Below are 11,974 nucleotides of genomic sequence, written 5' to 3'. Positions count from 1 at the left end.
ATAGAGATTACCGAAGCTGAACCCCATTCTGAGAATAAGGAAAAACCAAAAAAGAAACACTTGGGGAAAGGCAAGAAAATACGGCGCCCCCCAGTAGTTGTTGTTATGGGTCATGTTGACCACGGAAAAACAACGTTATTGGATACCATAAGCAAAAAAAATATAGTGGATAAAGAAAAAGGCAAAATCACACAACATATTGGTGCTTCGACCGTCGAGTTGGAAGACGGAAATAAAATAATTTTCCTTGATACTCCGGGTCATGAAGCTTTTACCAGCTTAAGAGCCCGCGGTTCTCAAATAACCGATATAGCCGTTTTGGTAGTTGCCGCAGATGACGGCGTCCAACCCCAAACAAAAGAAGCTATTGACCATGCAAAAACCGCCCAAATACCAATAGTTGTGGCTGTAAATAAAATAGACAAAAAAACCGTAAATCCGGAAAAAGTAAAGATGCAACTGCAATCATTAGGACTTGTTCCTGACGAAATGGGAGGGACAACTCAATTTGTAAATATTTCCGCCCTAAATAATTTGGGGATTGACAAACTATTGGAAACAATACTTTTAGAATACGAGATGTTAGAAACTTTTTCCAATATAGAAGGCCCTGCTAAAGGATATGTCATAGAAAACAGAATGGATAAAGGCAGAGGACCCGTAGGGACTTTATTGATAGAATCCGGAATTCTTAAAATCGGCAATTGTTTTGCATCCGGTAATACCTTTGGCAAAGTAAGGGCAATGGTTGATGACCATGGCCGGAATCTAACCGAAGCACTGCCTTCTTCAATAGTAGAATTATCCGGCTTTTCTTCACTTCCGATATCCGGAGATACTTTCCAAGTTGTAAAAAGTGAAAAAGAAGCCAGAGAAATTGTTAGCAAGAAAACCAATCAACAACAAAACGCTAAAACAAAAGAAAAAGCTGTTTTCACGCTTGAAGGCTTACAGAAACAGTTGGGCAAACAAAAGATAGTCGAATTGCGATGTATCGTAAAGAGTGATGTTCAAGGTTCTCATGAAGCGTTGAAAAAAGTTTTGGAACGATTGAGCAATGAAGAAATGAATTTAAATATAATTAATCAAGGGGTAGGCAGTATAAACAGTTCCGATGTGCTTCTTGCTGAGGCTTCCAATGCTATTATCATTGGTTTCAATCTGGGAGTTCAAGGCTCTGTGCAAAAAATGGCCATAGAAAAAGGAGTAGAAATACGCCTTTATGATATTATTTACGATGCGATAGACGATATCAAGAAAGCTATGGAGGGAATGCTTAGCCCTAAGATTGAAGAAATTCTCATAGGCAAAGCAGAAATAAAACAGGTTTTCTCCAATTCAAAAGGCAAAGTTGCTGCAGGAGCACAGGTAACAGAAGGTAGAATCGTAGTCAAAGGCGCAAAAATACGCATTTTAAGAGATAGTGAAGAGCTTTATAAAGGCAGATTAGATTCTCTGCGCAGGTTTAAAGACAGCGTTGCAGAAGTTAAGCAGGGATATGAATGCGGATTAAGCGTTGCCGATTTCAAAGATTTTCAGCCGGGCGATATCATTGAAGTATACATATTACAAAAAAAATAATCACATCGGAAATCAAACATCAATTTGTTCAGTTGTTAAACCCTAATTAAAAAATTCACAGAGAAGGAATTGTCTTATATCGTAGAAATAGTAAAATCTTATCCAAAGATGGGAATAATAGATTATTCCGCTGAGGAAATATATAAAAATGAAAACCAGACGCTCCAGCAGAATATCAGAAGTTATAAGAAGAGAAATTTCCAGTATGATTCAACAAAAGGAAATAAAAGACCCGAGGATAGGCTTTGTAACAATCGTTGCTGTGGATGTATCCAACGATTTAAAAGAGGTTAAAGTATACTTAACTCATTATGGCAGCCAATCCGATAGAGACAAAAGCCTTGCAGGTTTAGAAAGCGCAGCTGGTTTCATTGAAGGGGAAGTAGGTAGAAGACTTCACTTACGTCTTGTCCCAAAGATAAAGTTTTCATACGATGAAAAAATAGGAAAGACAATGAATGTTCTTAAGATTATAGATTCTTTCCATGAAGATGAAAAAAGTAGCAAGAATTAAATAGCAAGTATATATTTTCCATACTCTCTGCTTGCTGCGTTCTGATTAAAATATGATGAGATAGCATGTCTCCCAAAAAAGTTGATAACATAAATATAATCGAAAAAGGAAGCAGAGTTTATTGGTATTTCTGGCATTCAGGAAATAAAGACCGAAAGCAAGCATTAGATAATATATTGTTTTTCTTTCTGAAGTGTTTGGTGCCGATTTATTATGCCGTATTTTTCTTGCATCGCTGTATAAAAAGAAAAAACGCGCCCCAAAAAGCTCCTGTCATAAGTGTAGGCAATTTAACATTAGGCGGAACAGGAAAGACTCCTTGCGTGGAATTTCTTATTAAAAAATTTTTGGAGAAAAAAAGGAGAGTCGGATTACTGACCAAAGGATACGCAAGAGAAAATAAAGACAGTAAAAAAATTGTTTTTTCCCAAACCAAAGAAGATATCGCTGTCAAAGACATCGGAGATGAACCATATCTTTTGTCAAAACACTTTCCGTCAATTCCCATTTTTATTTCCCGTAATAGAGCAAAAAGTTTTTTAGACGCCGAAAAAAAACGAGAATGCGACGTATTTATAATGGACGACGGCTTCCAATATCCGCATATTGACAAGGACTTAGAAATTCTTCTTATAAACAAAACAAACCCTTTCAGCAACGGTTCTGTTTTCCCTGCAGGTTTCCTAAGAGAACCAATTAACTCCATTAAAAGAGCAGACTTAATAATTTTGACTCATGCCGATGAGTGCGTTATATCGTCTGATGAATGCGAAAATTCAAAAAACGTGTATTCTGTGCTATCTCAAAAAGCTCCAAGAATTCCGATTTTAGAAAGCATTCATGAACCGCTATATTTCCAGGATTATATCTCAGATAAAAAATATCAAGCCGAAGAACTTCTAAATAAACGGTTTTTATCGCTTGCTTCTTTAGCTGATCCGCTCTCTTTTGAAGAATCTCTTAAAAAATTAAGGCTTAATCCCGTTAAAAAAGTGCGCTTCCCTGACCATTACCCTTATAAACCCGAAGATATCAAATGGGTGTCTTCTCTTGCCACAAAAGAAAATATTGATTTTATTATAACCACTGAAAAGGATTGCGTTAGATTTCCAAAAGGGCCTAAATTTTCAATCCCTGTTTTATATTTAATTATAAATTTTAAAATAATTAAATCAGAAGAAGTTATTGATGATATGATTAGCAAAGTTTTGGAGAAATATAAAATATGAAACTTAAAAAAGGGATATTGATTACTTTCGAAGGAGGAGAGGGTTGCGGCAAATCCACGCATGTAAATCTGCTTAAAAATTATCTTGAAGATAAAGGATTTAGTGTTCTTGTGATTAGAGAACCCGGCGGCACAAAAACAGGAGAAAAATTGCGCAAGATACTGCTTGAAGAAAAAAGCGGAATATCTTCTTTAACCGAACTATTCCTTTTCCTTGCTTCCCGCAGAGAACTTATTACTAAGGTTATTGAGCCTGCCTTAGGGCAAAACAAAATCATAATCTGTGATCGTTTTACGGATTCTACTGTTGCTTATCAAGGATACGGAAGAGGAATGGATATAGAACTTATTTGCAAATTAAATAATGTAGTTATAGGTAAGCGGGCATTACCTAATCTCACTTTTGTTTTGGATACAGATAAACATTTAGGATTTAAATCAAAAGGCGAGGATAGAATAGAGGTGGAAGATAAATCTTTTCATAAAAAAGTAAGAAAAGGATACCTTGAAATTGCCAAGAAAAATCCGAATAGAGTCAAAGTAATTAATGTAGATGATAAAATTGTAGATATTCAGAAGAAAATCAGAGAAACAGTAGATAAAAAAATTCAAAAGTCAAAATGTAAAATGTAAAATGACAAATCAAAAATGAAAAATTTTATTAAAAGTTACTGGTGGAAGCTCTTATTGTTAATAATCATCTGGTTTATCTGTTATACGATAAACATTACTCTATCTCAAGAACATCTATTTTGGACATTTAGCACTGTAATGCAAAGTTTCGTAGCGCTTGGAGCTCTTTTAGGAATGGTAGCTGTTTTCAGACTGCAGATTATTAATAATAAGAGTGATATCATTGCTTTGAGTCTCAGGAAACCGATAATTTATTTTAGAGGTATGCCAGCTTCAACCTATTTACCAGAGGATATACTATGTGAGGGGAATAAAATCTTAAAAGAAGAAGGCAATAAAGTAGGTAGTGAAATTAAATTGGGTCTCCCGCAACTTGAAAAGTTGTTTGACGAAGAAAAAAATATCAAAAAACAAATTGTAGATTTTGTTAAGAAGATTGTCGTAATAACAGCCCTTGCCTTAATCTTTCTGATAATTACTCCTACTTTAATAAAAATTCATGCTGACATAGCATCTTTAGGGTTAATCCTTTATTTAGCAATTACATCTCTAATTACAACAATCAAGCTAATAAAAGAAATTCTTTGAAAATTTTTGAATTTTGAATTGCCTGTCCTCCAAGATTTAGTGGAGAGTAGTTTTAACTTTTTATTTTTAAAGTCTGTAGTCTTTGGTCTACGGTCTTTAGTCTATTTTTGAACTTTTATTTGTATATTTGATTTTTGATATTTAATTTTCCCTCTGGAATCTTAAAAAGATTCCGAGGACTTGGTCCCTGAAATTCTCCGAATTTCTAGGGGTAATTTTATTTAAAACCATGTCTTTCAACGATATTGTTAATCAGGAAATAGCCAAAAAAGTCTTGAAGTCCGCAATAAAAGAGAACAAGGTTCATCATTCTTATCTTTTCTTCGGACCTGAAGGCTGCGGGAAAAAAGATACTGCTTTGGAGTTCGTAAAAGTCTTAAATTGTCTTGATAAAAAAAACGACGAGGCCTGTGATAATTGCTCTTCCTGCAAGAAAACTCTCAAAAATATCCATCCCGACGTGATGTGGGTTTCTGCGTCCGGAGCCAAACAAGTAATCGGGATAAATGCAATAAGACAATTAGAACATTTTGCTCAACTTAAATCTCTTGAAGTAAGATATAAGGTTGCTTTAATAGAAAGACCTGAGAAACTAACAAAAGAAGCGGGGAATTGTTTTTTGAAAACACTGGAAGAACCGCCAAAGAATGTTATTATAATTTTATTAACCGCTTTCCCGGATAAAATTCTGCCTACCATTGTATCCCGTTGTCAAAAGATTAAATTTCTTGCCCTAAATCCTAAGGAAGGGATAAATATATTAAAGAAGAAATTTAATCTGGAAGAAAATCAAGCTCATATGTTGTATTTTGTTTGTTCCGGCAAGACAAAATGGATACAGTTATGGATAGAAGCAGCTCTTTGGAACTTAAGAGACGAAATTTTTGATGTTTTCATAAATTTATTCTCAAAAGAAAAACGAGATTATACTGCGCCTTTAAAGATAGCTAATTCTATGATGGAAATGGTGTCAAGTTTTACCGATAAGGTAAAAAAAGAAAAACAGGATAGCATAAATGAATTTAAGGAAAATTTGTCTTCTGCGCAAATAAAAAATATTAAAGCTTTTAAGCAAGCGGAGACGGAAGAATTAAAAAAAGAGTTGATAAAGATAATTTTTTCCGTTATAAAAAGTTTTTATGCGGATATTTTTTCTATAAGTTGCGAAGCAGGATTTATAATAAATCTAGACAAGGAAAATTCCCTTAAGCAGAAAACCGTAAATTTCTCGCATTCGTATTTGAATAATGCAATAAAACAGATTGAAAACAGCAACACCCTTTTGGATTCAGGGGCAAACTTACAACTAATTTTTCAGGTTTTATGTATCAATTTGTTTTGTGGCGAAAAATAAGATGTTAATTTTTATTTTTTAGTTTTTTTTCGCAGGATACTATATAATTGAGATAATTGAGTTTAACAAAAACGGAGTCAGAGAATGTTGAAATTAGTGCATTTAAAATTTGATAAAGAAGAAGGCAATAGCTGGTTCAGGTCTTCTTTGTCTCAACATCATCTCGGACAGATGTGTGTTGCTGAAACAAAAGACGGGCTTACGGTTGGCAAAGTAGATGCAGTTTCAGAGATTACAGACAGCAAAATAGCAAGCAAAGTCAAGCCTATTTTAAGAGAAGCTACAAAAGACGATATCAGAAAGATGGAAACGGGCATAAGGAAAGAAAGACATGCCATTTCGGTCTTTCAAAACAGAATTCAAAAATATAAACTCCCCATGAAATTGGTAGGCATAGAATCCCACTTTTCCGCAAAAAAAATCACTTTTTATTTTACTTCTCAAGAAAGAGTGGATTTTGCCGCTTTAGTGAAAGATTTAGCACGAGCTTTTAAATGCCGCATTGAGCTTAGACAGATAGGAGATAGAGAAAAAAGCAAAAGAATTGGAGGATATGGTCCATGTGGAAGATTGTTATGTTGCCAAAGCTTCCTTAAAAATTTTGAACCTGTAACAATGAAGATGGCCAAAGAGCAGGAACTGCCTTTAGATTCTTCAAAACTTGGCGGCATGTGCGGTAAACTACTTTGTTGTTTGAGATACGAACTATCCTTCTATCGGGAAAAGAAAAATAAAACCACCAAATAAAAGAATCCCGAACTCCCACATAGAGTAGGAATTCGGGACAAGACTTCGCTTATCTAAAACCCAAAAACTTCCTGAAAAGGATATTATGTAATTATGTTAGATTACAGCCCCTTCTTCCTTTAAAGGTACTGCTTGTTTTGTGGCTCTACATATCAATCGACTGCCTTTTATTTCATATTTGATATTTTCAAAGTCAAAATCATCCGGTAAAAGCGTAATTGACCTTACCTCTTTTATGGGAACAAGCATTCCTTTAGATTCTTCCTGAACGGTTTCGGCTATTTCCTTTGGTTGGTCAACATAAAAATTCTTTCCTTCTACAAAGAAACAGTTTTCTTTTATAGAATCGGGCAAAAACCCTTCAGAAGGAAAAGGTTTTATTTCTCCTATAATTATTCTGCGATATGTAGTTGCCCCAGAACTTCCTTCATCTACTTTAAGTCTTATTTTTGCTTTCATCTTCGGATTGCTCACCTCCCCTATCTTTTAAATTTCATAACCCTACGAATATTTTTCTACTTTTTATCTTCAGCTTTGACTTCTTCCTTTACAGGCTCGACTTTCTTCTCTTCTTTCACAGATTCGGCTTTGACTTCTTCCTTTACAGGCTCGACTTTCTTCTCTTCTTTCGCAGGTTCGGCTTTGACTTCTTCCTTTACAGGCTCGGCTTTCTTCTCTTCTTTCACAGGTTCGGCTTTGACTTCTTCTTTTACAGGCTCGGCTTTCTTCTCTTCTTTCACAGGTTTAGCTTTCTTGTCTTTTCTCTTCTTTGCCTGCCCACCTGCTAAGATTGCATCCATTCTTTGTTTTTTGGCAACTATTTTTTTCCATTTTCTGCGCATTTTCTTGAGCTGTTTCTTCATCTTCCGTAAAGCTTTTTTAGCTTCGTCTGTAACTGTCTTTTCTTTTTTGATTTTCTGAACTTCTTTCTTTACGATTTGAATCTGTTTTTTTAATTCTTCCATTGACTCTTCCTTCATTATAACCTCCTTAATTTTTTCAACTGTTGTTTTACTAACACTTCACTTACAGGCGAAGTGTAATCTATTATTAATACACCATTCAAATGGTCAATTTCATGCTGTAGAATTCTAGCTGTTAGCCCTTCAGCCTCAATTATAACAGGTTCCCACCTCTCATTCATACCCTTTACCGAAATATAGACAGCTCTTTTTACGTCAACATAGATATCGGGTAAAGATAGACAACCTTCTTTTGCTTCTTCTTCTCCCTCTTTTTTAAGAATTACAGGGTTAATTAACTTTATTATATCTTCATCACTTCTGACTACAATTATTTGCTTACCTATACCTATTTGAGGAGCAGCAAAACCTATGCCTTCGTTTGCAACCATAACATCGACCATTTTTTCTATTATGCGAAGGTCATCTTCTTTGATCCCGTCAAGTTCAGAAGCTTTTTCTCTTAATATAGCCTCTCCGTATATCTTAATCGATAAATTCTCTGTTTTATTTCCCATTTTTTTAAATCATGAATTGCTTTTCAACCAATCTGCGACTATTTTTATTGCACAAAACTCTCCGCACATAGTGCATACATCTTCTTCCGAAGAAGGTTTGCTCTCACTCCTCACTCTTTTTGACGTAGCAGGATCTATAGATAAACATATCTGTTGCTCCCAATTTCTATCTTTCCTGTATTTAGTCATCTCATTATCCCACCCTCTTGCGTCCTTTACTTCTTTGGATATATCACCCGCATGCGCGGCAATACGCGCTCCGATTACTCCCAATTTTACATCATCCAGAGTCGGCAGTCTCAAATGTTCAGAAGGAGTAACATAACATATAAAATCAGCGCCGGAACTGGATGCCACGGCAGCGCCTATACTAGCAGTTATATGGTCGTAACCCATACCTATATCCGTAACAAGAGGTCCAAGCACATAAAAAGGAGCATTGTGGCAAATCTTTTTTTCCAGTAGGACATTAGCTTCTATTTCGTTTAAAGGCATATGTCCAGGACCTTCTACCATGACTTGGACACCTTCAGCTCTTGCTCTCTGAGTAAGTTCTCCAAGGGTCAAAAGCTCCTGAATTTGGGCTCTATCTGTAGAATCAGCTATACTTCCCGGCCTTAATCCGTCACCCAGAGAAAGAACCGCATCGTATTTTTTCATTAATTTTAAAAGCCGGTCGAAATTCTCATACAAAGGGTTTTCTTTTTTGTTTGCAATCATCCATGTAGCGTGGAAGGCTCCACCGCGGGAAACAATATCCAGTGCTCTGCCTTGCTCTTTTAAACATTTAAGCACCTTCTGCGTAACGCCACAGTGAACCGTGACAAAATCGACTCCGTCTTTTAAGTGTTTTTCTATCACTTCAAAGATTTTGTCCTCCCCCATCTTCACGAATCCGCCCTTTTCTTTTATGGTTTCCACCACTGCTTGATAAATGGGAACAGTTCCAAGAGGAATAGTACAGTTTTTTAAGATTTCTTTTCTTATTAAATCTAAATCCCCTGCAGTCGAAAGGTCCATTACGGTATCAGTACCTGCCTCTATTGCTACTTGAAGTTTTTCGAGTTCAAAGTCTAAATTGTTTTTGTCAGAGGAAGTTCCGATATTTGCATTTACTTTCGTCTTTAAACCCTTACCTATACCCACCGCAATGACATTATCGCGAACCTTATTTTTCAAGATTACGATTTCGCCCTTTTCAAACCTCTCTTTAAGGATTTGCAAGTCGATTTTTTCTATTTCAGATATCTTTTTTAGCGTTTTCATAACAGGGCAAATGGTATCACAATACAGGGGTATTTTCAATAAAATAAGATTGAGGTTTGAAGTACAAAAACCCCTATGAAAATTTATAACTTAACAGCTTATAAATCAGTTTTGCGGCAAGAAAATCAGGTGCTTTATTTGTGGAAGGACACAACTCAACTACATCGGCTCCTATTATATTTCGCTTAATTGAAACCATTTGAAATAAACCAATTACCTGTCCCCAACTAAGTCCGCCCGGTTCGGGAGTGCCTGTGGAAGGCATTATGCTTGAGTCAAACACATCTAAATCCAGTGTTATATAAACATTTTTAGAAAGATTAGCTACTACTTTTTTAATCCATCCTTTGGATTTAAAAATTTCATGCGCATAAAAAATCTTATTTTTTTTGATGCTTTGTTTTTCCGAAAAATCCATACTTCTTATTCCCACTGAAATAACTTTATCGGTCAATTCGTTTACTCTTGCTATGATACTGGCATGACTGTATTTATTGCCTTCATATGCGTTTCTTCTATCCGAATGCGCATCTAAATGTAATATAGACATATCGGGGGAAAATTCAAAGTGCGCTTTAATCGGAGCCATTGAAATAGAGTGTTCTCCGCCCACAGTTACCACAAATTTTTTGTCTTTTATAAAATTCCTGACTTTTTTATAAGTCTGATTAAGCATTGAACCCGAATCTTTGGCGATAACTGCTTTCTCAGTAAATATTCCCCTTTTATAGACCTGCGAATCAGTCTCAATATCATAAAGTTCCATATTTTGGGAAGCTTCAATAATCGCTTCTGGTCCCTTATCCGAGCCTTTTAACCAAGTAGTGGTTTTATCGAACGGAACCGGCAGGATAACTATTTTTGATTTCTCGTAATTTGAATATTTTTCCGGCAGACCGCCGAAATTATGAGCCCCGTTAGAAGTATGTCCCGATGTCACATTGGGACTGTTGCACCTTTGGCGCGGACTTCTAATGGGGCAAGCCCCATTAGAATTTTTATCTTTCAACATAATACTTTATTTTGTTTTGTTGGTCCCACCGCTTTTCTAATTTCCCCGCCTTGCCAGCGAGGCAGGTAACAGGATAAGAGTCCTACTAAAAAATTTTTCTTTAGTCAGGTATGAAAACAGCTGCCGATATTACTGTAGTCCACAGCCCGTCTTTATTTCCTTCATCCGATTGGCAGATATGTGTTGTTTTAAATATGTGTCCGCTTGCTTTATATATCTGTTCCCTTTCTTCCCACGCTTTATCAGAATCAAAGGGAATGCCCAAAGTTGTAGCTAACATTGTTGCTGCCAAATCTTCCGCATAATCGCCTGTTTTCTGAGCTATTGTTCCAAAGGCATGATGTTCGGATAAATACCCATAACTTTTATCGCCTTTTGGTATGGCAACACCGATTGCGGCAGAAACCAATCTATTGGGCTCATTTGTTTCGTTTTTTGCCATCACACAATAAGTTATTTGTCCGGGTTTTAGATACGTCAACCCTTCGTCTTTTGATATCATTTTGCAATTCGGCGGTAAGATGCTGGATACTAAAACAAGGTTGAATTTCTCTATACCCGCATTTCTTAAAGAAAGCTCAAACGATGCTAATTTATCTTTATGAATTCCTACTCCTTTAGTCAAAAACATTTTCGCTGGCACCACAATACTCATTTTTCACAATCTCCTTTCAATCCCCGTTTACCAGAGGTAACTGCTACACCAAAGGTATAGACTTCTAACGGGGCAAGTATTACTTTTTACAATCGTTATTAATTTTATTTACTAATTACACTTATAACTAATCCGTCATTATATTGCAAGTTCCCACAAGAAATTAAGGAATAATTTTGTCATCTCTCATACCAAAGAAATGAGTAAACTCTTCCCAGGAAAGGTTCACACCTCTTGCTTTAAAGATTTGTTCCCAAGCCCGATAATGAAACTGGGATGTATCGGCTAAAACACCATCCATATCCCAGATAACCCCTTTTTTCATCTTAGCATTAATTCTTCTGTCTTTGTTCTATCCCCGCCAATAATATTCCTGTTGCTATTAATAATCTGGGGTCAATAGAAGATTGTGGAACTATTATGTTCATAGTGTATCGCAAAATAAAGGGATTAAAATGCTGTTTAAGTTCTGCCACTTCTTGTGTTCCGGCTATTATCGTATATTTCTGCGGAATTAAATTTATAAATCTACTTGCAAGAGCGCCTAATAAACTCTTTTCCATTAATTTGCCTATTTCCCTGCCATCGGCAGAAGACAATATCCATTCGTCCCTAATAATAGACCTCAATGCTCTTCGTTTTATACTCCCCACCTTTTCACCTGTAGTCGAATCTTCTATGTTGTAAGTAGCCCAAATATCAAGTATATGAGGCGTTTTTATAGTCAATAGCTCCTGCGTCATGGTTTCGTCTGAATACACTCTGAAATCTTCTCTTATCCTAAAAGCTTTTTGTCGGGAATAGAACACAACATTTCCGCTTTCATCATATACATGGAATGCGGCTCCTAAAAGAGTGAATGCTTTCTTTCGGAACATATACTGCTTATGTTGAAAAGCTATACTTAATTTCTTTT

15 protein-coding genes are annotated in these 11,974 nt (G+C 35.9%); 7 read left to right on the top strand and 8 right to left on the bottom strand.

What is annotated here, in order from left to right; genetic code table 11:
* From infB to KAS42_04480, 7 genes are all read left to right on the top strand, one after another.
* Positions 1-1,581: translation initiation factor IF-2 (gene infB, locus KAS42_04510; protein ID MCK4905483.1), on the top strand; the 1,581-nt coding region annotated here is incomplete at its 5' end.
* A 148-nt stretch (positions 1,582-1,729) separates the two neighbouring features.
* On the top strand, positions 1,730-2,095 hold the full coding sequence (gene rbfA / locus KAS42_04505) for a 30S ribosome-binding factor RbfA (protein ID MCK4905482.1): 366 nt from the start codon (positions 1,730-1,732) through the stop codon (positions 2,093-2,095).
* Positions 2,096-2,160: 65 nt separating this feature from the next.
* The gene (gene lpxK, locus KAS42_04500) at positions 2,161-3,324 is read left to right on the top strand and encodes a tetraacyldisaccharide 4'-kinase (protein ID MCK4905481.1); all 1,164 of its coding nucleotides are present in this window, start codon (positions 2,161-2,163) and stop codon (positions 3,322-3,324) included.
* Positions 3,321-3,956, top strand: coding sequence for a dTMP kinase (gene tmk / locus KAS42_04495; protein ID MCK4905480.1), 636 nt, complete (start codon positions 3,321-3,323; stop codon positions 3,954-3,956). The genes lpxK and tmk overlap by 4 nt, the downstream gene beginning before the upstream one ends.
* Before the next feature lie 15 nt (positions 3,957-3,971).
* Entirely contained in the window at positions 3,972-4,544 is a 573-nt protein-coding gene (locus tag KAS42_04490; GenBank protein ID MCK4905479.1) for a hypothetical protein, read from the top strand.
* Between the two features lie 229 nt (positions 4,545-4,773).
* Complete coding sequence (holB, locus tag KAS42_04485; protein MCK4905478.1) at positions 4,774-5,898, top strand: DNA polymerase III subunit delta'; 1,125 nt, start codon at positions 4,774-4,776, stop codon at positions 5,896-5,898.
* An 84-nt stretch (positions 5,899-5,982) separates the two neighbouring features.
* Entirely contained in the window at positions 5,983-6,645 is a 663-nt protein-coding gene (locus tag KAS42_04480; GenBank protein MCK4905477.1) for a stage 0 sporulation protein, read from the top strand.
* A 96-nt stretch (positions 6,646-6,741) separates the two neighbouring features.
* Here KAS42_04480 and KAS42_04475 read toward each other — a convergent pair whose 3' ends face one another.
* The 8 genes from KAS42_04475 to KAS42_04440 form a co-directional block, all read right to left on the bottom strand.
* Positions 6,742-7,104, bottom strand: coding sequence for a hypothetical protein (locus tag KAS42_04475; protein ID MCK4905476.1), 363 nt, complete (start codon positions 7,102-7,104; stop codon positions 6,742-6,744).
* 56 nt (positions 7,105-7,160) lie between these two features.
* Positions 7,161-7,625 carry a hypothetical protein gene (locus tag KAS42_04470; protein ID MCK4905475.1) on the bottom strand — a complete coding sequence of 155 codons (465 nt, stop codon included), beginning with the start codon at positions 7,623-7,625 and terminating at the stop codon, positions 7,161-7,163.
* Positions 7,625-8,125, bottom strand: coding sequence for a peptide deformylase (def, locus tag KAS42_04465; GenBank protein ID MCK4905474.1), 501 nt, complete (start codon positions 8,123-8,125; stop codon positions 7,625-7,627). The genes KAS42_04470 and def overlap by 1 nt, the downstream gene beginning before the upstream one ends.
* A gap of 9 nt (positions 8,126-8,134) precedes the next feature.
* Complete coding sequence (thiC, locus tag KAS42_04460) at positions 8,135-9,391, bottom strand: phosphomethylpyrimidine synthase ThiC (protein ID MCK4905473.1); 1,257 nt, start codon at positions 9,389-9,391, stop codon at positions 8,135-8,137.
* A 73-nt stretch (positions 9,392-9,464) separates the two neighbouring features.
* Positions 9,465-10,403: an agmatinase gene (gene speB / locus KAS42_04455; protein MCK4905472.1), complete on the bottom strand. Its 939-nt coding sequence runs from the start codon at positions 10,401-10,403 to the stop codon at positions 9,465-9,467.
* A 100-nt stretch (positions 10,404-10,503) separates the two neighbouring features.
* Complete coding sequence (locus KAS42_04450; protein ID MCK4905471.1) at positions 10,504-11,052, bottom strand: arginine decarboxylase, pyruvoyl-dependent; 549 nt, start codon at positions 11,050-11,052, stop codon at positions 10,504-10,506.
* Positions 11,053-11,221: 169 nt separating this feature from the next.
* Positions 11,222-11,383 carry an HAD family phosphatase gene (locus tag KAS42_04445; protein ID MCK4905470.1) on the bottom strand — a complete coding sequence of 54 codons (162 nt, stop codon included), beginning with the start codon at positions 11,381-11,383 and terminating at the stop codon, positions 11,222-11,224.
* A gap of 7 nt (positions 11,384-11,390) precedes the next feature.
* Positions 11,391-11,974 (bottom strand): hypothetical protein (locus KAS42_04440; GenBank protein ID MCK4905469.1); only part of this gene is annotated, 584 nt, incomplete at its 5' end.

This window comes from bacterium (genome assembly GCA_023135785.1).
In the GTDB taxonomy this organism is placed as follows: domain Bacteria; phylum CAIJMQ01; class CAIJMQ01; order CAIJMQ01; family CAIJMQ01; genus CAZNJA01.
Note: the sequence above shows the minus strand (reverse complement) of the source record. Positions and strands in the feature narration are given on the sequence as shown.

Excerpts from the sequence above, each read along its gene's own strand:
- rbfA (MCK4905482.1), top strand. The coding sequence starts at position 1,730 with ATGAAAACCAGACGCTCCAGCAGAATATCAGAAGTTATAAGAAGAGAA.
- lpxK (MCK4905481.1), top strand. The coding sequence starts at position 2,161 with ATGTCTCCCAAAAAAGTTGATAACATAAATATAATCGAAAAAGGAAGC.
- tmk (MCK4905480.1), top strand. The coding sequence starts at position 3,321 with ATGAAACTTAAAAAAGGGATATTGATTACTTTCGAAGGAGGAGAGGGT.
- KAS42_04490 (MCK4905479.1), top strand. The coding sequence starts at position 3,972 with ATGAAAAATTTTATTAAAAGTTACTGGTGGAAGCTCTTATTGTTAATA.
- holB (MCK4905478.1), top strand. The coding sequence starts at position 4,774 with ATGTCTTTCAACGATATTGTTAATCAGGAAATAGCCAAAAAAGTCTTG.
- KAS42_04480 (MCK4905477.1), top strand. The coding sequence starts at position 5,983 with ATGTTGAAATTAGTGCATTTAAAATTTGATAAAGAAGAAGGCAATAGC.
- KAS42_04475 (MCK4905476.1), bottom strand. The coding sequence starts at position 7,104 with ATGAAAGCAAAAATAAGACTTAAAGTAGATGAAGGAAGTTCTGGGGCA.
- KAS42_04470 (MCK4905475.1), bottom strand. The coding sequence starts at position 7,625 with ATGAAGGAAGAGTCAATGGAAGAATTAAAAAAACAGATTCAAATCGTA.
- def (MCK4905474.1), bottom strand. The coding sequence starts at position 8,125 with ATGGGAAATAAAACAGAGAATTTATCGATTAAGATATACGGAGAGGCT.
- thiC (MCK4905473.1), bottom strand. The coding sequence starts at position 9,391 with ATGAAAACGCTAAAAAAGATATCTGAAATAGAAAAAATCGACTTGCAA.
- speB (MCK4905472.1), bottom strand. The coding sequence starts at position 10,403 with ATGTTGAAAGATAAAAATTCTAATGGGGCTTGCCCCATTAGAAGTCCG.
- KAS42_04445 (MCK4905470.1), bottom strand. The coding sequence starts at position 11,383 with ATGAAAAAAGGGGTTATCTGGGATATGGATGGTGTTTTAGCCGATACA.